Below are 21,545 nucleotides of genomic sequence, written 5' to 3' on the forward strand. Positions count from 1 at the left end.
CGATGGGAATCATCGAAAGACGCGGTGAGATCATGAACCTGCTCCAGGGAGGCGGCGGCGTGCTGGGCAACATGCACTTCACGTTGGACGGCTCGGACGACCCGTCCAACGTGCTGAACCTCATGGCACTGGACGCGTACGTGAGCGGCTCGCAGCCGCATGCGGTGGTCCGGGCGCTCGACATGGTCGCGGACGACGTCGACCTGATCCCCGAGGGCGGGGTGCTCGTCCGGTCGATCTCGGGGACCTCGTTCCTCCAGCTGGTGACCGGGGACGGCTGGACGCTGCGCACGCAGCGCTGGCGCGACGGCTCGGGCCAGGCGGTGGTCACGGCCGTGACCCGCGAGCGCGCCGAGGAGATCGCCGCGTACGTCACCGACCGGACCGGCTCGGTCGAGGAGGTCGGCGAGGACAAGGTCGACATGGGCTTCTGGTACCGGTCGGCGCGCGGCCCGTTCCGCTCGACCCGGTCGATCAGCGCCCCGCGCTGGCCCGAGATCGAGCGCAACTACTCCTCCAGCGCCGGTTCGGCACTGGGCAAGCTCATGGCGACGCAGTCCTCGGACGTGACGGGCCGCCTCGTGCTCTTCCACGGCCCGCCCGGCACGGGCAAGACGACGGCGCTGCGGGCGCTCGCCCGCGAGTGGGCGCCGTGGTGCCAGGTGGACACGGTCCTCGACCCGGAGGCGTTCTTCGCGGACCCGTCCTACCTGATGGAGGTCATCATCGGGTCGGAGATGGACCTCGCGATCGAGACGGACCTCGCCCCGGGCGAGCCGCGCCGCGAGCACTGGCGGCTCATGGTCCTGGAGGACTGCGACGAGCTCATCCGCGGCGAGGCGAAGGAGGCGTCGGGGCAGTCGCTCGCGCGCCTGCTGAACCTGACCGACGGCCTGCTCGGCCAGGGCCGCGAGATCATGGTGGCGATCACCACGAACGAGCGCCTCGACCGCCTCCATCCGGCCGTGGTCAGGCCCGGCCGCTGCCTCGCGCAGATCGAGGTCGGCGAGCTGTCGACGCTCGAATCCAGCGACTGGCTCGGCGGCGCCCAGGTCCGCGAGCCGATGACCCTCGCGGAGCTGTACGCGCGCCGCGGCGGCACGAGCCCGAACCGCACCGAGCACCAGGTCCCGCAGCAGCAGGTCGGACAGTACCTCTAGGCACCGACAATGCCGGAGAACATGCCGCGGAAGTCCGCGTCGGTGAACTCCGAGGCGAGGCTCATGCTCGACCCCGACCACGACAGGTAGACCGTCTCGAACGTGTTGTCCATGGTGTCGGGGCAGGCGTCCCCGATCTCGCGGGTGTAGTCGGCGACGAGCTCGCCGGTGCGCAGCTCGTACGCCTTGATCGTGAACAGGTGCGCGAAGAACCACACGTCGACGGTCCCGGAGGACCCCGAGTACCGGCAGAACTCCTGGAACTCCCCGACCTCCGCGTCGACGCAGACGGCCAGTTCGGTGCCGTCCGCGGACGTGCCCAGCCACGAGTCGGGGAACCCGCGCCCGCCCGCGCCCCAGCCGCCGCCGACGATCTGCATCGGGTGCGGCCCGCGGCCGCTGTAGGCGGGCGCGCCCGCGTAGGCGACCGGGTCCGCGCAGTACGTCCCCGACGCGAGCACCCCGTCCGCGGCCTCGCCCGCGAGCTCGTGCTCCGGGTACTCGGCGAGGAACTCCCGGAAGAGGACCACGGCGCCCTCGCCGTCGCCCTCCTCGGCGCGCTCCTGGGCGCACCCGAGCACACGGGCCGGGACGAGGTCCGCGCCGTCCGCGACCGGCCCGGTGAGTTCCGCTGCGTCCCAGTCCTGCGCGGCGATCCACTCGTCGCCCGCGTACCCCTTGCAGACGGGCATCCCGGCGAGGTCCGCCACGAACGCCTCCGCCACCTCCCGCACCGCCCCCGCCTGGCCCGGCGTCTCGCGGAGCACGGCCTCCAGTTGCGCGAACGCGTTCTCCACGTCCACCAGGTCGAGCACGGCCCCCTCGGCGGCCGCCGCGAGCAGCAGCGACGCCCGCTCGACCCCCGCGCCGTCCCACAGCGCGCCCGGGTGCTCCATGTACTCGCCCACGCCCTCTGCGGCCTCGCCGGGCTCCTCGCCAAGGGCCGCAAGGAGGATGCCGCACGCCTCCCGCTCCTCCTCGGCGCGCAGCGCGATCGGCCCGAACGCGACCCGGTGCACCGCGTCGAGGTCGTCGAGGGCCGCGACGGCCCCGCCGCAGTCCCCCGCGGCCTGCGCGCCCTCGGCGTCGTGGACGATCCACCACGCGTCGATCCGGAACCAGCCCAAGGAGAGCAGCACCAGGGCCGCGGCGGTGCCCGCGAAGAACCGCAGGCGCCGCACCGCGTCCGAGGGGTCCACGAGCGGGGACGGCAGGACGCGGCGCGTCAGCCACCACGCGTGCGCGATCATCGCCAGCCCCCACACCGGGAGCAGGTACCTCCACAGGGGATTCTCGGTCTGGACGGCCGCCGACCACGTCAGGAACCCGGTGCCGCACAGCGCCACCGCGGCCAGGACCGGTCGCCGCATGAGCATGTACCCGACGCCGAGCATCGTCGCGTTGCCCGCGACCGCGGCCATCGGGTCGGCGTCGCGGGGAGTCGGCCTCGGCGGCGGCGCGGCAGGCGGGACGGCCTGCGGCACGATCGGAAAGGGGTACATGCGGCACTCCTCGGGCCCTCGGGAACCCCAGTGCAGCACGGGAGCCCCGGGACCGGTCCCGCCCGCGCGCGCCTACCGTCGGCGCATGCGATCCACCGCCCGCACCGCCACCGTCCGCACCGCCACCGCCCTCCTCGCCGCCGCGGCCCTGGCCGTCTGCGGCGCGCAGCCCGCCGACGACCCGGCCGCAGACGCCACGACCCGGGACCCCGCGACCGGGGCCGAGACCACCGCGTCAGCGCCGGCCGAGCCCGAACTCGCCGCCGCCGACGGCGACGACTACACGGCCTGCGCCGACGGCGCCTGCGAAGTGGCCGTGGCCGAACCGGTCGCAATCACCGTCGGCGCGCCAGGCGAGACCCTGCCGTTCGAGGTCACCGCGGTGACCGGCGAAGGCATCGAGTTCTCGATCGCAGGCGGCGGCTCGTCCGTCGGCGGCTCGGTCAACGGCGTCTGCGAGCTCACCGCCGTCGGCACCTCGTTCCAGTCCCGGTGCGTCGGCGACATCGCCGAACTCGACGACACCGCCCCGGCCGCGGGCGAACTGCTCGTGCAGCTCCTCGGCATGGACGCCGACGGCGCCGCGGTCCTGCGCTTCACCCTGGGATGAACTCCCGCACGGGGGCGGACGGCGGGGGCGGGCGATGTGGGGTCGCCCGCCCGCCGTCCGGTCACTCCTTCTCGGCCTCGGCGTCGCGCGCCGCGAACACGTCCTTGGCGGCGGTCACCGCGTTGATCGCCGCGGGGAACCCCGCGTACACCGCGATCTGCGTGAGCGCCTCGACGACCTCCGCCCGCGTGCAGCCCGCGTTCAGCGCGCCGTTGATGTGGAACCGCAGCTGCGGCTCCGCGTTGCCCAGCGCCGCAAGGGCGCCGAGCGTCACCAGCTGCCGGTCGCGCGGCTCCAGCACCGGGTTCGAGTAGACCTCGCCGTACCCGAACTCGACGATGTACCGGCCCAGCTCGGGGGCGATGTCCGCGAGGGAGGAGACGACCTGCGGGTCGGCTTCCCCCGAGACGAACTGAAGCGCCTTCAGCCCGCGCTCGTAGTGCTGCTCCATCAGAGTTGGCCCTCCACTGTCCTGACTATTCAGTCGCGTGAGGCTTTCCGCTTGCCCCACAAGGCCAATCCTGCTGCAACGAGCAGCATCGCCGCAAGCGTCCACGCGAGCGCGGCGAACCCGTGCGGCGCGACGGCCCGCGCCGCCAGCGGCCCCGCGGTCGCCCCGACGTAGAAGCTGAACATCGCCACGGAGGTCGCCGCGGCCCGGTGCTCCCCGCCGGCCTCGGCCGCGGTCTGGTTCATGGCCGGGCCGACGATCCCGATGCCGAGCACCAGGAGCGCCAGCAGGAACGCGAGGGCCACGACCTGCCCGCCCGCGAACGCCGCCCCGACCATCGCGAGCCCGGCGACGGCGGTCCCGAGCAGCAGGTGCGTCGTCCGCTCCAGCCGCGCGAGCGGCACGGCGATGAACGGCAGCGCGATCATCACCGGGAGCGCGCTGGCGCGCAGGGCGAGCAGTTCGGCGTTGCCGGAGACGACGCCGGTCAGCTCGATCCCGGTGTACGCGGCGACCATGGCGCCCATGGCGAGTGCGGCCGCGCCGAACATGGGCACGAGGCGCCCGATCCGCAGCACCCGCGGAATGGCCGCGTAGCTGCGGGCGAGGCTCGCGCCGGGCCGCGGCTCGTCGGGCGTCATGATCCGGAAGGCCGCGAGCGCGGCGACGGCGAAGAGGACCGCGGACCCGGCGAACACCCACCGCCAGTCGGCGGAGCGCACGACGGCCTGGGCGGCGAGCTGGCCGATCACGGTGGCGGACAGGAACGCGGTGATGATGGAGGTGACGGCGACCGCGCGCCGGGCGGGGTCGATCCTGGTGGTGGCGTAGGCGGTCATCGCGGGCGGGATGGCGCCGACGGCGAGCCCTTGGAGGACGCGCAGGGGGATCGCGACGGCCAGCGAGGGCGCCAGACCGGTCAAGAGGGTGACCACTCCGGCGGCGATCAATCCGGTGACCAGGACGCGGCGCTGCCCGAAGCGGTCGGCCATGGGCCCGAAGAGCACGAATCCGGCGGCGTAGCCGAACGCGAAGGCGCTGATGATCCAGGTCATCGCGCCGATCCCGGCGTCCCAGGACGCCTCCATCTGCGCGAACATCGGTATGGGGGTGTACATCTGGCCGGTCGCGAGGAGCGCGGCGAAGGCGAAGACCGGCACGGCGGTGCGCGCCGGGGTGAAGCCGGTCCGGGGGCGTCCGGGCGGGCCCGCGGGCACGTACCGGGCGGATGACGCGGTGGTGGTTGCTGTCATGCGGGCAAATGTAGGCCCGCCCGCGCGTCTATGTCAACCAAATAGTTGGTTTATCTTCTGGTAATCTGGCCCTCATGCCGACCGCAGACACCAGGCACGAGGCCAAGCGCTCCGACGCCACCCGCGCCGCCCTCCTGTGCGCCGCCCGCGAGGAGTTCGCCGAGCGCGGCCTGGCGGGCGCGCGCGTCGACCGCATCGCCGAGGCCGCGGGCGTCAACAAGGAGCGCATCTACGGGATCTTCGGCTCGAAGGACAAGCTCTTCGACGCCGTCCTCATCCACGCCCTCCAGGAGTTCACCGACGTCGTGGACCCCCTCTGGAAGGACGGCCGCGTCGGCCCGTTCGTGGTCCGCCTCTACGACTACCACCGCGAGCACCCCCAGCTCCTGCGCCTGCTCACCTGGGAGGGCCTCGACCGCGGCGAGGACGCCCACGACATCGACGGCTGGCGCGCCGCCCACTACGAGCGCAAGCTCGACGCCGCGATGGCCCAGTTCGCCACCGACGACGCCTTCCGCGCGGGCCTGATCACCCTCCTCATCTGCGGGGTCCCCAACTGGCTCAACCTGGTCCCGCAGCTGCGCCGCCTCATGCTCGGCGAGCGCTCGAACGACGCCGACGCGATCAAAGCCCTCCTCGTCCCGTTCGCCGAGCACGCCGCCCTCGCCTTCGCCGACCCGGCCGCCGCACCCGAGGCGGCGGAGGGCGAATCGGAGGACGAAGGGAAGGACGACGCGGAGGACGAGGTCGCCGCCGCCGCCGAGCGCCTGCGCCGCGCCCAGGCCGAGGCCGACGCCGCCCGCGAGCACCTCGGCGCGGCCCTGCGCCGCGCCAACACCGCAGGTGCCAGCGCCAACCGTCTCGCGAAGCAGGTCGCCGGGACCGTGTCCCGCCCAGTGGTACTCCGTCTCCTGAACGAGTGAATTTCCACCGGTCCGGTGAGCGTTTCACACGCCTCCCCTGACCGCTCCCGCCGTTAGGCTCAGGCCCGGTTCCCCCGCCGATCCTGACCATCGAGCACCCCAGGGGGACAAGTGCATCTCAGGACTCCGGGCCGCAGGGCCCGCCGCCTCTCGCTGGCGGGCGCGGTGACGCTCACCGCGGCCGCCGCCGCGACGGCCATCGCCTTCAACGCCGCGGGCACCGGCCCGACCGCGATGGCCGCCGCGGTCGCCATCGACCCGCTCGCGCCCGCGCTGAACTTCAACACGTTCGTGGAGGACCGGACCACCCTCGTCTCGACCGAGTCCGAGGGCCCCATGGCGACCGGCGGCGACCTGGTCATCAAGGGCTCCTACAACGTCGACATCCACGGCGAGGCGACCTTCACGGCCCCCGGGGACGCGCGGCCGTCCGCGCTCGTCGTCGGCGGCAAGATCGACTACTCGCAGGACCCGGCGACCTCGGTCGTGCGGGTCGAGGGCGACGGGTACGTGAAGGTCGGCGACATGACGGGCACCGACGTCGTCAACAACGACGTCAACGGCGCGGTCGTGAACACCCGCCTGACGGCCCAGGGCGCGGGCTACGACTCGACGCCGCGCATCGAGCTCACGACCCGCCAGCCGGAGGCGTCGGTGGGCCCGGCGAGCCCGATCGACTTCGACGCGGCGTTCGCGCAGCTGCGCGCCAACGCGAACGACCTGTACGTGTGCGAGGCCCACGAGATCGAGATGCACACCCCCGACGGCACGGCCGTCCCCAAGGGCGGGGTGGCCCCGGGGGACCAGATCCGCATCACACTGGAGCCCGGTGTCACCAACATCCTCAATGTGACCGGCGAGGATCTGAACAACATGTCCGAGCTGACCTTCTCCGCCCAGCCGTCGGCCGACACGCCGCTGCTGATCAATGTGGACACCTCCGGGACGGGCGGCGAGCTCGACTGGGACGTCCCGAACCAGGCGGGCGCGGGCGGCGGCAACGGCGCCCCCTACATCCTCTGGAACTTCAAGGACACCACCCGCCTGGACATCGTCTCGGGCGACACCGTCGAGGGCAGCATCCTCGCCCCTGACGCCGACTTCCGGGACGTGAGCCCCGAGAACGTCGAGGGCCAGGTCATCGCGAAGAACGCCCTCTTCGGCGACGTCGGCGAGAACGGCGGCGAGGTCCACTACTTCCCGTTCCGCGCGCAGCTCGAATGCGAGTCCGACGAGCCCACGCCGAGCGCCACGACCGACGGCCCGACCACCGAGGCGCCCACCACCGACGGCCCCACGGACTGCCCGTCGGTGAGCCCGAGCGAGTCGACCGGGACGCCGAGCGAGGAGCCCTCGACCGACGCGCCGACCTCCGACGCGCCCACGACCGACGGCCCGACGACGGCGGTCCCGAGCGCCTCCGAGTCGCCGTCCGGCGGCGCCGACGAGACGACCGGCGACTGCGTCCCGCTCGCCACTACCGGCTCCTCGCTGGGCCCGGTCGTGTTCGGCGCGGTCGCGCTCGTCGTCGTCGGCGCCGGAGTGGTGGCCGCGGCCTCGATGCGCCGCAGGGGCAGGCAGAACTGATGGCGGACCGCGCCCCGATCGACCGCGCCGGAGCCCACGCGTGGACGGCCCTCGTGCTGACCGCGCTGGCCGGCGCGGTCGACGGGGCGGGGTTCCTCAGCCTGGGGCAGCAGTTCGTCGCGAACCAGACCGGGAACGCCGTGCTCCTGGCGGTCTCCCTGTCCGGGGAGCTGACGGGCCGCAGCGACTACCTCTCCGCAGTCGGTCCACTGTGCTCACTGGGCGGTTTCTCGGCCGGCGCGGTCCTCGCGTCGCTGGCGACCCGCAGGCACGTCCTCACCAGCTTCGGCGTCCCCGCGCTCCTCGTCGCCGAGGTCGTCTTCCTGGCCCTGGCCGGACTCGCGGGCCGCTTCGAGGTCGCGATCGCCTTGGCGGCGTTCGCGATGGGCGTCCAGAGCATCCACGCGGCCCGCATCGGACTCGCCGGGGTTACGACCACGGTCCTCACCGGAACCCTGATCGCCTTGTCGGTCAACCTGTCCGGCAACCGCGAGGACCTCCGCTCGGCCCGCCTCCAGGCGGGCGTCTGGGCGGTCTACCTCCTCGGCGCGGGCCTCGGCTCGGTGCTCGCCCACGAGGTCTCGTTCAGCGCCGTCTGCTGGTCGGCCGCCGCGGTCGCGGCCCTCATGGCGCTCGCGGGCTTCATCGAGGACCGCTTCCAGAAGCCCTGAGCCCCAGCGGGTCACGGCCCGGCCGCCGCTACGTCAGGCCCGGCGCGTCAAGCACCTGGGTCTGCTCCATCGCCTTGAGGTACCGGTCCTCCTGCATCCGCCGCGGCACGTCCTCGGGGTCGACCTCCTCGACGCGCTCCTGAAGCCAGTACAGGTTCCCGAGCGGGTCGAGCACGCGCGCCACCCGGTCGCCCCACGCCTGCACGTCGGTCAGCGGCGTCGCCACGGTCCCGCCCGCGTCGACCACCCGCTGGATCGTGGCGGCGGCGTCCTCCACGTAGAAGCGCAGGAGCGCGGGGGTGGCGACCTTGAACGGCGTGTCGAACATCATCACGACCGAGTCGCCGATCCGCACCTCGGCGTGCCCGATCTTCCCGGGCGGGTTCTCGACGCGCCCCAGCTCCTCGGCATCGAATGCGGCCGTGAGGAATTCGAGGAGCGCTACGGTGTCGGCGGTGACGATCCACGGCGTGACCGTGCCGTACCCGGCGGGGACGGTGTCGGGCTTGGAGTTCATGGGATTCCCTCTCTGCGTCGCTGAAGACTCGCCTCAGCATATCAGAACGGAATCATATGTTCCACGAACTCCTCTCCTCAGGCCGCCAACGTCCGCTCCGTCTCCCGCGCCACGCCCGCCAGGTCCCCGGCCGCGGCCTCCCACGCCGGGAACTCGAACCCGAACCCGGCCGCCTCCAGGCGGGCCGGGACGACGCGGCGGCTCTTGAGCAGCAGCTCCGTGTCCGTCCGCAGCGCCAGCGCCCCCAGCTCGGCCATCCACCGCGTCGCCGGGAGCCCGAACCGCACGCCGCGGGCCCGCCGCAGGATGCGCATGAAGTCCTTGTGCCGCAGGGGATGCGGCGCGCACACGTTCACCGCCCCGTCGAGGTCCGATCGCTCCAGCAGGAACGCCACGGCCCGCACGAAGTCGGCCTCGTGGATCCACGACACGAACTGCCGCCCGCCCGCGACGGGCCCGCCGAGCCCGCACCGCACCATCCGCGAGAGCACGTCGAACACCGACCCGCGCTCGGGGCTCATCACCATCGCCGTCCGCATCGAGACCTTCCGCGTCGCGGGCGTGTCCGCCTCGTCGAGCGCCGCCTCCCAGGCCCGCGCGATCGCGACGCTCTCGGCCCAGTACGCGGGCGCGCCGGGCTCGCCGCCGCCGATGACGCCGGTCGCCTCGTCGTTGGGCCGCCCCTGGGTGTGGGCGTAGATCGTGGCGGTCCCGGCCTGGAGCCACACCGCGGGCGGCCGCGCCGCGGCCGCGATCGCCCGCCCCACCACGCGGGTCGAGTCGACGCGCGAAGCCGCCATCTCGTCGAGGTGCTCCCGCGTGTACCGGCAACTGACGCTGCGCCCGGCGAGGTTGATCACGGCGTCGGCGCCGTCGACCGCGTCCGCCCAGGGCCCGAGCGTGCGCCCGTCCCAGTGGAGGTGGTTCGGCCGCACCGGGTTCCGGGTGAGGACCGTGACGCGGTGGCCTGCCGCGAGGAGGCCGCGTTCAAGGACGGCGCCGAGGTTGCCGGTGCCTCCGGGGATGACGATCTTCATGGGGGTTCCTCCTTATCCCCCAACGATACCCCGATACTTGAACACGTTCAATTATGATCTTGACGCTAGCGCGATCGACCCGCCCGGCGTACCCTGCCGCGCGCCCGTGCCACTCCTCGGACACCGCCTCGCGAATGGACGCTCGCGCTCCGGATCGTGCATCCTATAGGATATAGGATATAGGATTCCGCCCCCTCGTCCCGGATCGGCCGTTTCAGTCCCCGGCCCTTCCCGCCATGGCACGATCCGACCTGGACAGGGAACGCGTAAGGGAACTCCAACGGGAAGGTGCAATCCATGCCGCGGATCACGACCTCGCAGAACACGAAGTCGCGCAACCGGAACGCCGGGGCCCGCAGGGCCCGCAAGTCGAACCGGGCCACGAAGGCGCTGGTCACCGGCGCCATCGCCGCCACCACGATCGCCGCGGGGGCCGCGATCGTCGCCACGGTCAGGAGCCGCCGCCGCCCGGTCGTGGGCAGCGTGAGCCGGAACAAGTTCGACCGCTGGTTCGACACGCTCGACATCGACGGCAACGACTACATCGCCGAGGAGAACCTGCGCCAGGCCGCCGACCGCGTGCTCGGTGCGCGCGGCGTCCCGGTGGACAGCCCGATGGGCCTGGAACTGCGCGAGGCCACGCAGCGCCTGTGGACTGAGTTCATCGCCCCGGCCGCGGTGGACGACAAAGCCCGAGTCACCCGTCGCGAACTGCGCAACGCGCTCGCCGAGCACATGCTCGCCGACCGCATCACGGCTGCCGCCAAGCTCGCCTCGATCGCCGACGCCTACTTCACGATCGCCGACGAGGACGGCGACGGCCTCATCAGCTCCGGCGAGTTCGTCCACCTCCTTCGCAATTGGAACGGGGTCGACTATATAGAGAGCCACCGACTCTTCGAGTTCCTCGACGCAGACCACGACAACCGCATCTCGCCCGACGAATGGCGCCGAACGATCTTCAGCTTCTTCCTCGGCAGCGAGCGCAACCACCCGGCGAACGACCTGATGGGCAAGCTCGGCAGCCCGATCCTCGCCCCGGCCGACTTCTGACCGGCGATCCTACATCCTATTTCCTATAGGATATAGGATCTACGAAGGCGAGCGGGCCGGCCGATGCTCCACCAAGCATCGGCCGGCCCTTTTCATGCCCGGGTCGGGAGGCCTGGGGGTTCCCCCGGACCTCGGGCGGCTTGCGGAGGCCGAAGGCCCCTTACCGGTTCCGCGGCCGTTTGATGAGCCCGAAGGCCCGCTGCAAGATCCACTCGCACCACTGGTCGCCCTCCCAGGCGCCGTACCACTCCGGCACCGGATCGGACGCGTCGAGAATCCGACAGATCACCCGCGGCCCCGCCCCGTCGTTGCACTCGATCCGGTACTCCGGCGGCGCCAGCGGATGCGCCCCCTTCGTCTCCCGGTAAACCGCGAACACCGCAGGCCCCCTGGCGAAGTCGCCGAGCCACCCGTCCTCGTCCGGGTGGACCCCCTCCTCATCAGCCGTCACAGAACCGCACCCCGATCCCGTGCCCGGTGTAGAACACCTTGAACGCGGCGTCCTCGAACCACACCTTCCACTCCGGAGTGCAGGCCCGCCACTTCGCGCCCCACGTCGCATGCAGGTGCCCCGTGTTCAGCCCGGACACGATCAACACGATGTCCGCGTGCCCCTCGCCCGTGTACACCTGGAACGAGTCCGGCGCAACGGAACTCGACGCCCGCACCGTGAACTCGCCCCGCCCGTCACTGAACCCCCCGCGCTCCAACGCCTCTCGCCCCGACTCACCCGGTCTCGGTCTGCTCATCGCATCCTCCATTCCCGCGATGCACCGAATGTAGGCCGCCCACAAGCCCCTGACCAGTAGCTTCACCTCCCGAGTTCTGAATGACGACGGAACAATGACGATTCCTGAATGACGAAAACTGACAGATGTTTGCCGATCGACAACGGAGTGTCATCATGAGACGTCGAATGGTCATCACTCCGATGAAGGAGGCACCGCGTGCCTGAGTCCAAGCTCGCCAAGTGGTTCCCGGGCCGAGTCGTCTCGCTCGGGCGGAAGACGAAGCGCCTGACTCAGACGGATGTCGCGAACTTCCTCGGCAAGAACTACCAGACGATCGCGAAGATGGAGCAGGGTCGATCCTGCCCCTCGGTCGGCGACTGCTACGCGCTCGCGGACCTGCTCGAACTCAGCGACGAGTTGCGCGACTACATGATCGACATCGCCCGCAACGAAGCGCAGAGCAACTTCCGAGCAGACCAGCGCTTCAATGCGATCTGCCTCCAGTACGCCGAGATGTACAACGGCGTGATCTGCAAGTGGGATCCGCTGTACATCCCGGGCATCGCGCAGACCCGCGCCTACCACTTCAAGTTCCTGCGGATGGCCGAAGGCTCCACCGATCAGCAGCTCAATCGCGGTTGGAAGTTCAAGCTGGAGCGGCTCAAGGCGTTGCTGGCCCGCACCGACAATCCGCGGGTCGTGATCCTCATCAGCGAGACCGCGCTTCTGAACTTGCGGTTCCTCCCAGAGGCCGACCGCATCGAGCAGCTCAAGCGGCTCCAATACCTTGACTCGCTTCCGAACTGGGAGATCAGGATCGTCCCGGCGGTGCACCTGGAACACGGCGGTGCATTTGACATCTACCGCGCAGGTGAGGCCGAGTTCGGCGGCCCGGATTTCGTGTACACCGAGGTGCTGGACGACAGCTGGTGCATCGAGGAAATCCCTCGCATCGAGCGATACGATGAGCGATGGAAGTTCCTCCTGGGAAAATCGATCGCGCTGAAGGAGCACCTCGATGACCGACGTGACAGCTTGGCGGAAGAGCACCCGCAGCGGGAGTGACAACAACACCAGCTGCGTTGAGCTTCGTCGGGCCTGGCGCAAGAGTTCTCGCAGCGGCAGCGACAACAACACCAACTGCGTAGAACTGATGGCCTGCAACGACTCAGACGCCATGCACATCCGGGATTCCAAGCTGGGCAACGAGTCTCCGGTCTTCGACCTTGCAGTCTCGGACTTCAAGAGCCTCCTGCGGGCCGCGCGCTGATAGGGCTGCCCCCAACAAAATCCATATAAGACTTCGCGACACACCGTCACATGGGGTTGACAATCCCGTGGGCGGTGTTCATTCTTTACACCGTCCATAAAAAACGCCGCCCAGTGGCAACTTAGCTACCAACTACGACCACCGGGCGGCTTCCAACAAGAAAGCAGAGCTTCCTATGTCGTGTTCGACGATACCGCAGCCGACTGCACCCAAAAACCGTCCGACACAGCTCACAACCCACCCATCCGGGTACATCCTCCGCACCGCCCCTTACGACGCCTTCGACCCCGGCCCCTGGCCCTGGCACCCCACCAACACCTACCACCGCGACACCCGCACCGGCCGCCACCGCCGCTACGAAGCCCCCGACTCCTTCCCCCTCTTCCGCGAACGAGCCTGGGACCGCTTCCTCCAAGCCTCCGAACCCCTGGCAGCAGCCCACACCACCGGCCGCCCCCGCCCAACCAAACGCGGCCCAATCACCACAGCAATCCACCGCCTCGCCCAGCGCCTCCGCGGGACTCGGTGAACCCCCGCCAAGCGCCCGGCCGCAGTATCATCCTTGGGCCCCTTCTCCCCCTCCAGGAGTGCCCCTCGCATGTATGCGCTGCAATTCGTCGCGACCGTTCTGGTTGCCACGACCGGCTTGTTCCTGCTGCACCTGTTGCTGTTCTGCGCACTCGGCTGGCTGTTCAGCATCCTGATCGAGGTGATCGACGAGCGATGGGCGAGGTGCCTCGCGGAGCGGGGCCCGCTCGTGACGGCCAAGTACATGTTCCGTGCAGCCCGAATGGAGCAGAACCGGGGCGGCCGGGGGCTCAAAACCGTGTCGGCGCTGATCCACAACGCGTTCGGAATCCCGTTCTTGCTCCTGTCGTCGCTCGCGGTCGCAGGGGCGGGGGTGTACCTCGTGCTGTTCGCGGTCGGGTCGTACACCGACACGTCGCCGCTCAGCGGCGACCTGGGTTCCTTCGCGCTCCTTCTCTGCCTCTTCGCGGTCGACCTGTGGAGCCCTCTGGGGTTCATGCGGCCGTTCAAGTGGATGTACTCGGACCGGCGGGCCTGGTACTTCTGGGCCCCGCCGCTCCCGTTGCCCGCAGCGCACATCGACGCGCAGAGCCGTTTTCAGGCGGCGAAGGCGGTCTACCGTCTTCACCTCTTCTCCAGAGTCGGGCTGCTGTCGGCGGCATTGGCGGCGTTCCTGGTCGCAACCGAGGTCCTGCTGTCGCCCGGCCCCGCCAGGGAGAACGAGCGCGCTTTCCTCATGCTGCTGCTCGGCATCGCAACCTCGGCCGGATGCGTATGGGCCTTCGACCGGGTGCTCCGTTCGCGGGTACGGCGGTGGTACGCGCTCGACCGGGTCTCGGAGTTCCTGGCGTCGCTGCCCGACAAGCGCGCGAAGCACCCCGCGGCCGACGCTTCCGGAAAGCGGCGCAGGGCATTGCAGTCCGTCGCCGTTGCCGCGGAACGCCAGGCCCGGCACCTCCAGGCCGGGGCGGGCCCGGGGGTGGAGCACCCGACCGCGCTGCTGCTGCGGTTGAGCGTGGCGCATCTGCGGGAGCACCTGTCGGGCCACGACTCCATGCTGGCCTCGGTCCCGCCCGAGGTCGAGGAGACCTTGTCCCGCATGGCGATCGTCCTCGCGGGCACGGCCGACACCGCCTACCTCGCCGAAACCGAGCAGCGCCTCCACCGCTTCCGCGACGAATCCCGCCCAGAGCACACCCCCGCCCGCGCCCCCCGCCTCTCCGCGGGCATCGACCTCACCGACCGAGCCACCGGCCTCTTCGTCAAGATCGCCCTCGTCGGACTCCTCCTGTGGCTCCTGCTCTCCCAGCAGGTCGCGGTCAAAGACCTGGTCCAGATGCTCCCCTAACCGCACACCTCGAACTCCTCGAACTCGAACTCCCCGAGGTACTCGTCCCACTCCTCCCGGGTCAACCCCCGATCGGTCCGCTCGCACACTGTCTGGTAGGGGTCCGTGAGGAACGAGAGGTCGTGAACGACGAGCCGCTGCACATTCAGTCCGATCAGGTTCCAGGAATCGGACCGGAATCCGGCGAAGTCACCAGCCCTTTCGAAGAAGACTTGGCGGACGACCTGGTCACGTTCGAGGTCCCAAACGCTCAGACCCAGGTCGTCACTGAGTACTAGGAATTTGCCATCCGGCGAGAACGCAATACCCGCGGTGGCCGGAACCGCCTCGGCAGACCGGCTTTCACCGGTTTCCAGGTCCCAAAGCCTCGGTCCGGCGTTCCCGTTCGCGGCAAGATATCGACCGTTGGCACTGAAAGTGAGGTTGTAGAGGCTGCTGTCTCCGCTTGCGAGCGTGTCTATCGTGCGCCCATCCGTGCTGCTCCTGAATTTGACCTCGCCAGATGCCTCGGCAGTAACCACTGCCGTCCCATCCGGGCTGAACGCAAGTGCGCTGATGTCCTCGCTCGACTTGGCCGCCGACAAGATCGCCTCCCCTGAGGAGCGGTCCCAGATCCACAACTCGTCGGTCTGGATTACGGAGGTGTCATCGATACGAACCACCGCTGCAAGCCGCGCCCCGTCTGGACTGAGCGCGATCTGCTCAAAGAGCTTGCCGTGTCCATCCGGCGCAGGTAGTCGCGCACCGGTATCTGCCTCCCACAACTGGACAGCGCTCTGCCCGTTGACGAGACCCTTCCCACCGGCGACACTTCCGTTTGCGCTGAGGTGGATCGGTGTGAACACCGTGGCATCCCCTTCATCGTCGAGCTGCCTGAGGAGCGTGTCCGGGAAGTCCCAGACGGCAGTGCCATCGAGGCTGTGCAAGACGACTCGATCGGAGGCTGCGGCAGTGGTGACGCTCTCCACGGACTCGGGTCGAGAGCCCGTGGTGGCCGGGCTGGTAAGGTTCCACACTTGTATGCCCGCGCTGGTAGCGGCGGCGGCAGTGTGCCCCTCGGGGAAGAGCACCAGCCGCTTCACATCGGTCTCAGGGAGCGAGGTGAAGGACCAGGAATCAGTCTCGGCGTCCCAGACAGACAACCCGCCCGAGTCGTAGTTCGCGATCCCACTGCCATCGGGCGCGATGGCGTAAGTGGCGCTCCACTGCGCCGACTCGATCGGTTCCCACTGTCCTTCCTGAGGTCTCGACATGCATTGTTGTTCAAAGCAGCCCAGCATCTCGTTCGAGGACTCAGGGCTCACCCACATCTGATCGATCCACGAGCTCGGGGGAACCTGCACTTCGGATAGCTCGTCGGTCGCCAGGTTCCATTCGCGCAGACCTGCATCGATTCCGGATACGAGGAGCGAATCCCCGTCATTCGTGAAGGCCAAGGCACTGATGTCCTCCGTTGAAGGAAGCTCAGTCACCATTCCTTGTGTCGGAAGCTCCCATAGTTCGACCGCACCCTTGGCGAGGACCGCAAACTTCTTGCCATCAGGGCTGAACGCCAGATCACCCTCGGCGAGCGTGATGAACCCTGCGACCTGTTCTGCGGTTGCGGTGTCCCAGATGATGATTCCGGACTCGGTAGCTGCTGCGAGCATTCGACCGTCCAGGCTGAATTCCAGCGCGCTGGCGTTCAGGAGGTAGAGACCGTCCGAAGCGAGATGCACGGAGGTCCAATTCTCGGTGTTCCACAGCTCGATCGAGCCGCCGAAGCCGATAGAGGCTGCCCATGCCCCGTCCGGGCTGACTGCGAGGTCGATGATGCTGTCGAGGGTGTCGGTGGTGACCAGGCCGGTGGAGGTGTCGTTCGCGGAGCGGATGAGGGCTTCGTAGGCGTCGTCGGTTTCGCTGAGGTTCCAGGCGGCGGCCGCGAGGAGTCGGGCTTGTTCGCCGTCGGTGCCGAGGAGGGCGATGCTGTCGGCCGCGAGGCGTTGGGAGACGGCTCGGTTGCGTTCGTCGGTGAGTTCGCCGTTCTGGAAGATGGTGTAGAGGCCGATGAGCATGGCGATGACGGCGAGTGCCGAGAGCGTGGCGAGGCGGATGCGGCGGTCGCGGTCGGCGCGTCGCGCGTTGGCCCGCGACTGCTGGAGGAACTCGGCGGCGTCCTTGGTCGGCGCGAGTCGCAATGCCGCCCAGCGCGGTTCGCCGTCTGTCGCGATCGCGGCGAGGCTGGCGGCCGAGTAGAGGTCGCCAGTGCCCTGCTTCCGTTGGTCCGCGGCGGCTTCGAGGCGGGTGAGGAGGATGCGGGCGGTGAGGTCGGGTTCCATCCATTTCTTGAGGCGGTCCCACTGCTCCAGGAGAATGTCGTGGGCTATCTGTACGGTTGCGGCGTCTGCGACCAGCAGGCGGGCGTCGAGGAAGGTTCGGGCGACCGCTCGCTCCGCATCCGTGAGGGAGTCGGCCGCGACTTCGGTGCGGACGAGCCGATCCGCCGATTCGGCGCCGACCAGGCGGCGGAAGAGGTGCTGGGAGGTGATGCGTTCGGATTCGGTGAGGGTGTTGTAGGCCGCCTCTGCGGCGGTGGTGACCGCGCGGTGGACGCCGCCGATGGCGAGGTACTCGGCTTCGGTGAGGCGGCGGTCGGCTCGGCCGTGGTTCCAGAGGAGCAGCATCGTCTGCGACATGAGCGGGAGCGCCGCGCCCGGTGACCTCGGGGTGTCCTTGGTGCCGAAGAGGTCTTCGAGGAGGGTGGCGACGACCCGGTCGTCGATGCGGACGCCCGCGGCGGCCGCGGGGAGGGTGATGGCTTGGCGCATCTGGTCGCGGGTCATGGGGCCGACCCTGAACAGGCGGTGCTGCGCGGTGTCGCGGAGCGAGGGGACCGCCATGCAGTCGTCGATGTGGTCGCTGCGGATGCCGAGGACGGTGAAGGCGCCCGGGCTCTTCGCGATCGACTCCAGCGCCCGCAGGAAGAGAGTTCTTTCCTCCTCGTTCGCGAGGGTGAAGAGCTCTTCGGCCTGGTCGAGGAGGATGAGGAGGCGTTCGGGGCGGGCGCCGTCAGGGCCGTTGCGGCGCTCCTCGACTCGGGCGGCGGCGGCCTCGGGGCCGGTGCGGAGGGACTGCTCGGTGGTGGTCGAGTCGGGGCCGCCGTGCTTGGCGAGTTCCGCCGCCAGCGCGGTGAGGGGCCGTTCGCCGGGGCGTTCGAGGAGCACCGTGCGCCAGGGGCCCTGCCTCGGGTCCTCCCGGAAGAGGCCGTGCTCGACCGCGGGCGCGAACCCCGCGCGCAGCAGGGAGGACTTGCCGACTCCTGAAGGGCCCGTGACGATCATGGACCCGCCGGGCACGAAGGCTTCGGCCGCGGCCACGAGCTGCGCGAGGGTGGCGGTGCGGCCGAAGAAGATCGGGGCGTCGCTGGTCGTGAACGGTTGCAGCCCGAGGTAGGGGTTGCCGTCCCAGCGGGTCGTGCCGTGCTCGGCGCCGGGGGTCGCGGCCACGTACTGCACGAACTGGAACAACTGGACGAGCACGCCCAGGGTCTCCTGCGCGGTGTCGCGGACCGTGGTCTGGAGGCTGAGGCTCGCGGCGTGGTCGCGGCACAGGTCCAGGATGCGGGCGCCCTGCTCCAGGAGGAGCCGGTGGTTCTCCTCGCTGAGCCCGGCGAGGTGCTCGAACTCGGCGCGCACGGCTTCGAGGAGTTCGCTGTCGTCGTCGCGGGCGGCCTCCCCGATCACGATGGTGAAGGCGCCGGTCTGCTCCAGCAGGGCCGCCAGGGCCCGCCGCACCTCGGCCGTGTCGGGCGAATCCGATTGCAGCACTTCGCTGAACGCCTCGGCCAGCGCGGCCTCCGCGGCGGGGGCGTCCCGGCCCTTGAGCCGGGCGAGCCGGTCGCCGATGAACTCGCTGACGGCGTTCCCGCCCACGGACCCCAGCAGCGCGAGGGCGGCGGTGAGGGTGAGGCCGGCGCCGGCCGCGGCGGCGATCACGGGCGCGCAGGCGCTCGCGCAGATCAGCGCGGTCAGGGTCGGGTGGGCGGCCTTGTGGAGGGAGGCGCGCAGGCGGGCCATCGAGCCGGAGACGCCCTCGCGCATCGAGGCGAGGAAGGCGGTTCGGTCCGGGGCGTTCGCATCGGGGTCTGGAGTGTTGTTGTTGTGGGCGTTTTCATCGGGGGTGGATGAAGACATATGGCCGACCATAGCGGAAATCGGGAGACCGGGGTGTCCCGGCGTTGTGGCGGCGGGGTCACTTCCGCGGGCGTCGACGGGCCGGAATCGTCGGTGGGGTGGCGTAGCCTGCCGAGGTCGATGGAGGAGGCGCCGGGTGAAGTTCAGGAAGATCGACGACAAGCTGGTGATGCGCAAGCCGCTGGTCGAGGAGGAGCGGCTGCGGCCGCTCGACGAGGCGCTCGACTACGACTTCGAGTGGAGCGAGCGCCTGATCGAGGGCGCGGACTGGACCGGCGGGCACGGCGACGGGAGCCTTGAGGGCTCGGTGATCCGGAACAGCGACCTGTCCGGGGCGGTGCTCTCGCCGTTCGAGGTGGTCGATGTGGCCGTCGACCACGCGGTTTTGTCGAACGCCCGCTGGGAGCAGGCGACGGCCCGCCGGGTGGAGATCACCGAGAGCCAGCTTGTGGGCTGGCAGGCGCAGTTCACGCTCGTCCAGGACCTCTACGTCGCCGACTCGCGGGCGGACTTCGCGGGCGTCTCGATCGGCACCGCGAAGGGCCCGGTCGTGTTCGAGCGCTGCCGGTTCACGAACGCGACGTTCCTCGGGGACCTCTCGAAGGCGGTCTTCATCGACTGCTCCTTCCCCGGCGCGGATTTCTCACGCGTCGCCAACGCCAAGGGCTGCGACCTCCGCCGCTCCGACCTCGGCCGGATCACCGGCCTGATGAGCCTCAAAGGCGCCCTCATCACCCCCGACCAGGCCGTGGAGATCGCCGGAGAACTCGCCACGGCAGCGGGCTTCAAACTCGCCTGACCCGCGTGCTCGCCAGGCCCGGTCGGTCAGCCCCCGTCGAGGGTGTCGTAGAGGTCGTCGGGGTCGATCTGGGCGCGGTACTTGAACATGAGGGAGAGCGGTTCGCCGAAGGAGCCGAGCGTGTCGGACGGGTCGACGGCGAACTTGGGCTCGGGCCACTGCTCGGCGATCACGGCCGCAGGCTTGCCGTTGACTTCGAGGAGCCAGGTGGCGCGCCCGCCGATGATGAGCGGAAGGTACCGGCGCTGGCGGAAGTAGGCGACGGCCTCGGCGATCGTGCTCGCCTCGGGCAGGTCGACGGTCTCGGTGTGCGGGTAGACGTCGTCGCCCATGGCGACGCTCGACCGGTCCACGTTGACGTTCATGGCGTCCTCCTCGGTTCGGGCCCGCTCATCCTCCCACCTGCGGCCGCGGCTAGTCGAGTTCCTCGAAGGTCCCGGAGTGGACTTCGCCGGTGCGGCCGCCGTGGTCGGCGAAGGACCAGAAGCCGGTGATCGTGCGGTCGTGGAAGTTCATGACGTGGGTGACCGCGGTGCCGGTGACCTCGTTCCATCCGAGCAGGTAGACCTTGGGCGAGACCTCCGCGACGTGCAGGTCCACCGTCCCCGAGGCGCTCTCGGAGGCACCGTCGATCTCCGCGTACTGGAGCCTGTTGCCCTCGGCCGCATAGATGTTGTGCAGCACCACGCCGTTGTCGAGCCGGACCACGAACGTCTTGCCCGCGAACGCGAAATCACTCATAGCAAACCTCCTGTCGATCCCCTGCGAACCGACCTCCAACCTAAGATCCGGCCCGCCCCTCCATCCCCGGTTTCCCGATTCCCCCTCCCCCAATCGCGGTGCGCCGCCGCTGGCTGCCGGTGGCGGCTTCAGCGGCCAGCGGCGGCGGGGTCTCTCGGATTCGGTCACATGGCGGGCTCCAGGGATTCCAGGAGGGTCGGCGGGGCCAGGCACTCCTTGATCGCTTGGTCGGCGAGTTCGATGCGGTTGCGAAACTCCAGGTCGGGAGTCTCGGCCAGGTCGGCGAGGGTGGTCTGCCTCCGGTTGAGGGAGCGTTCGAGCCAGGCCCGCCATTTCGGGTCGGACTCGGCCTTGGCGACCGTGGCGGGCCGCCAGACCGGCATCGGCGCGCCCGAGACCGCGAACCGCGGGTTCGGTTTCAGCGCTTCAGGTCCGGGCAGGAAATCCCGAATCGCCGCCTCGGTCCAGCCGCGCGAGCGGAGCATCGGCTTGGTCAGCCAGACCGACTTGTCGCCCATGCGGACATACTGCGGTCGGCCTGTCTGCGGTTCCGGCGATGCGGGCGGATCGGGCTGCGGAGTTGAGTCTGGCGGCGGAACCGGCGGGGAGGAGAGCGGCGGCGGGATCGCGTCGGCGAGCGGGCCCTCCCGTTTCCGGGTCGGCGGGCGACTGCCCGCACTGGGCCGCTTCGGCTTTCGCGCGGGTCCCGTGGCCGCAGCCGGTTCGGCGACCGGGGCCGCTCCAGGTATCGGCGACACCGCCGCTTCCGGCGCTCCCTCGGCCGGTGGGAAGCGGTGCTGCGTGAGGGTCTCGACCAGCCATCTCGTGAAGTGCTCGCGGAGGAGGTCGATGGGGATCGTCTCGAACTGGAGCGCCTGCGCGAGCGCTTCGGGGCCGGGCGGCGCAGTCGCGGGCGCCGGCGGGTCGGTGTCGAGGCTCGTGTGGATCTGGGGGCTGCTGGATGAGGTCGTCATGGTCATCGCACCGTCCGATCGTTTGTCGCGGCGGACCCGGAGGTCCGGCGCGGTATTCAATTGCTCACTCGAAGCTATCGACGGGGTCCGACAGTTTCCGACCCGCTGTCCACGATCGGGTGATATGTGATGGCGTTCACGGGCGGGAGCGTCAAGAGAACGTCAAGACGGACCGGGCCGACTTCGGCGTCGCTCAGGCGGGCAGGGCACACTACCCG

The 21,545-nt window shown here is 70.0% G+C and carries 21 protein-coding genes; 10 read left to right on the forward strand and 11 right to left on the reverse strand.

Annotated features, from left to right (window positions below; all coding sequences use genetic code 11):
• Positions 1 to 32: 32 nt before the first annotated feature.
• Positions 33 to 1,160 (forward strand): DUF5925 domain-containing protein, encoded by a 1,128-nt coding sequence (locus tag ACFFXY_RS02495; RefSeq protein WP_382347336.1) that lies wholly within the window; start codon positions 33 to 35, stop codon positions 1,158 to 1,160.
• On the opposite strand, the gene ACFFXY_RS02500 is transcribed toward ACFFXY_RS02495, so the two are convergent.
• Positions 1,157 to 2,662 (reverse strand): hypothetical protein, encoded by a 1,506-nt coding sequence (locus ACFFXY_RS02500; RefSeq protein WP_382345549.1) that lies wholly within the window; start codon positions 2,660 to 2,662, stop codon positions 1,157 to 1,159. The genes ACFFXY_RS02495 and ACFFXY_RS02500 overlap by 4 nt on opposite strands.
• Positions 2,663 to 2,747: 85 nt before the next feature.
• On the opposite strand from ACFFXY_RS02500, the gene ACFFXY_RS02505 reads away from it, so the two are divergent.
• On the forward strand, positions 2,748 to 3,272 hold the full coding sequence (locus ACFFXY_RS02505; RefSeq protein WP_382345551.1) for a hypothetical protein: 525 nt from the start codon (positions 2,748 to 2,750) through the stop codon (positions 3,270 to 3,272).
• A 61-nt stretch (positions 3,273 to 3,333) separates the two neighbouring features.
• Here the strand turns inward: ACFFXY_RS02505 and ACFFXY_RS02510 are convergent, their stop codons facing one another.
• Both ACFFXY_RS02510 and ACFFXY_RS02515 read right to left on the reverse strand, forming a co-directional pair.
• The gene (locus tag ACFFXY_RS02510; RefSeq protein ID WP_382345552.1) at positions 3,334 to 3,723 is read right to left on the reverse strand and encodes a carboxymuconolactone decarboxylase family protein; all 390 of its coding nucleotides are present in this window, start codon (positions 3,721 to 3,723) and stop codon (positions 3,334 to 3,336) included.
• Positions 3,724 to 3,752: 29 nt separating this feature from the next.
• Positions 3,753 to 4,976: an MFS transporter gene (locus tag ACFFXY_RS02515; protein WP_382345553.1), complete on the reverse strand. Its 1,224-nt coding sequence runs from the start codon at positions 4,974 to 4,976 to the stop codon at positions 3,753 to 3,755.
• 74 nt (positions 4,977 to 5,050) lie between these two features.
• On the opposite strand from ACFFXY_RS02515, the gene ACFFXY_RS02520 reads away from it, so the two are divergent.
• The 3 genes from ACFFXY_RS02520 (at position 5,051) to ACFFXY_RS02530 (ending at position 8,157) form a co-directional block, all read left to right on the forward strand.
• Complete coding sequence (locus ACFFXY_RS02520; protein ID WP_382345554.1) at positions 5,051 to 5,899, forward strand: TetR/AcrR family transcriptional regulator; 849 nt, start codon at positions 5,051 to 5,053, stop codon at positions 5,897 to 5,899.
• 111 nt (positions 5,900 to 6,010) lie between these two features.
• Positions 6,011 to 7,486, forward strand: a complete 1,476-nt coding sequence (locus ACFFXY_RS02525; RefSeq protein WP_382345555.1) for a collagen-binding domain-containing protein — start codon at positions 6,011 to 6,013, stop codon at positions 7,484 to 7,486.
• Positions 7,486 to 8,157: a YoaK family protein gene (locus ACFFXY_RS02530; RefSeq protein WP_382345557.1), complete on the forward strand. Its 672-nt coding sequence runs from the start codon at positions 7,486 to 7,488 to the stop codon at positions 8,155 to 8,157. Before ACFFXY_RS02525 ends, ACFFXY_RS02530 begins: the two co-directional genes overlap by 1 nt.
• A 28-nt stretch (positions 8,158 to 8,185) precedes the next feature.
• On the opposite strand, the gene ACFFXY_RS02535 is transcribed toward ACFFXY_RS02530, so the two are convergent.
• On the reverse strand, positions 8,186 to 8,674 hold the full coding sequence (locus ACFFXY_RS02535) for a VOC family protein (protein ID WP_382345559.1): 489 nt from the start codon (positions 8,672 to 8,674) through the stop codon (positions 8,186 to 8,188).
• A gap of 77 nt (positions 8,675 to 8,751) precedes the next feature.
• Positions 8,752 to 9,711, reverse strand: coding sequence for a TIGR01777 family oxidoreductase (locus ACFFXY_RS02540; RefSeq protein ID WP_382345561.1), 960 nt, complete (start codon positions 9,709 to 9,711; stop codon positions 8,752 to 8,754).
• 297 nt (positions 9,712 to 10,008) lie between these two features.
• Between ACFFXY_RS02540 and ACFFXY_RS02545 the strand changes: the two genes are divergently transcribed.
• The gene (locus ACFFXY_RS02545; protein ID WP_382345563.1) at positions 10,009 to 10,764 is read left to right on the forward strand and encodes an EF-hand domain-containing protein; all 756 of its coding nucleotides are present in this window, start codon (positions 10,009 to 10,011) and stop codon (positions 10,762 to 10,764) included.
• Between the two features lie 160 nt (positions 10,765 to 10,924).
• On the opposite strand, the gene ACFFXY_RS02550 is transcribed toward ACFFXY_RS02545, so the two are convergent.
• The gene (locus ACFFXY_RS02550; RefSeq protein WP_382345565.1) at positions 10,925 to 11,215 is read right to left on the reverse strand and encodes a hypothetical protein; all 291 of its coding nucleotides are present in this window, start codon (positions 11,213 to 11,215) and stop codon (positions 10,925 to 10,927) included.
• Positions 11,205 to 11,579, reverse strand: coding sequence for a hypothetical protein (locus ACFFXY_RS02555; protein ID WP_382345567.1), 375 nt, complete (start codon positions 11,577 to 11,579; stop codon positions 11,205 to 11,207). The genes ACFFXY_RS02550 and ACFFXY_RS02555 overlap by 11 nt, the downstream gene beginning before the upstream one ends.
• A gap of 132 nt (positions 11,580 to 11,711) precedes the next feature.
• Between ACFFXY_RS02555 and ACFFXY_RS02560 the strand changes: the two genes are divergently transcribed.
• From ACFFXY_RS02560 to ACFFXY_RS02570, 3 genes are all read left to right on the forward strand, one after another.
• Positions 11,712 to 12,560 carry a Scr1 family TA system antitoxin-like transcriptional regulator gene (locus ACFFXY_RS02560; RefSeq protein WP_382345569.1) on the forward strand — a complete coding sequence of 283 codons (849 nt, stop codon included), beginning with the start codon at positions 11,712 to 11,714 and terminating at the stop codon, positions 12,558 to 12,560.
• On the forward strand, positions 12,514 to 12,765 hold the full coding sequence (locus ACFFXY_RS02565) for a DUF397 domain-containing protein (RefSeq protein ID WP_382345571.1): 252 nt from the start codon (positions 12,514 to 12,516) through the stop codon (positions 12,763 to 12,765). Before ACFFXY_RS02560 ends, ACFFXY_RS02565 begins: the two co-directional genes overlap by 47 nt.
• A 598-nt stretch (positions 12,766 to 13,363) precedes the next feature.
• A complete protein-coding gene (locus ACFFXY_RS02570; RefSeq protein WP_382345573.1) occupies positions 13,364 to 14,641 on the forward strand; it encodes a hypothetical protein in 1,278 nt (425 codons plus the stop codon).
• Here the strand turns inward: ACFFXY_RS02570 and ACFFXY_RS02575 are convergent.
• Entirely contained in the window at positions 14,638 to 18,813 is a 4,176-nt protein-coding gene (locus tag ACFFXY_RS02575; RefSeq protein WP_382345575.1) for an nSTAND1 domain-containing NTPase, read from the reverse strand. The genes ACFFXY_RS02570 and ACFFXY_RS02575 overlap by 4 nt on opposite strands.
• A 136-nt stretch (positions 18,814 to 18,949) precedes the next feature.
• On the opposite strand from ACFFXY_RS02575, the gene ACFFXY_RS02580 reads away from it, so the two are divergent.
• Positions 18,950 to 19,612, forward strand: a complete 663-nt coding sequence (locus ACFFXY_RS02580) for a pentapeptide repeat-containing protein (RefSeq protein WP_382345577.1) — start codon at positions 18,950 to 18,952, stop codon at positions 19,610 to 19,612.
• Between the two features lie 26 nt (positions 19,613 to 19,638).
• On the opposite strand, the gene ACFFXY_RS02585 is transcribed toward ACFFXY_RS02580, so the two are convergent.
• From ACFFXY_RS02585 to ACFFXY_RS02595, 3 genes are all read right to left on the reverse strand, one after another.
• Positions 19,639 to 19,977, reverse strand: a complete 339-nt coding sequence (locus ACFFXY_RS02585) for a hypothetical protein (protein ID WP_382345579.1) — start codon at positions 19,975 to 19,977, stop codon at positions 19,639 to 19,641.
• Positions 19,978 to 20,026: 49 nt separating this feature from the next.
• A complete protein-coding gene (locus tag ACFFXY_RS02590) occupies positions 20,027 to 20,353 on the reverse strand; it encodes a phenolic acid decarboxylase (protein ID WP_382345581.1) in 327 nt (108 codons plus the stop codon).
• A 164-nt stretch (positions 20,354 to 20,517) separates the two neighbouring features.
• Positions 20,518 to 21,333 (reverse strand): hypothetical protein, encoded by an 816-nt coding sequence (locus tag ACFFXY_RS02595; RefSeq protein WP_382345583.1) that lies wholly within the window; start codon positions 21,331 to 21,333, stop codon positions 20,518 to 20,520.
• Positions 21,334 to 21,545: the final 212 nt, after the last annotated feature.

Origin of the sequence: Glycomyces mayteni (assembly GCF_042428885.1) — a bacterium.
Classification (GTDB): Bacteria; Actinomycetota; Actinomycetes; order Mycobacteriales; family Micromonosporaceae; genus Glycomyces; species Glycomyces mayteni.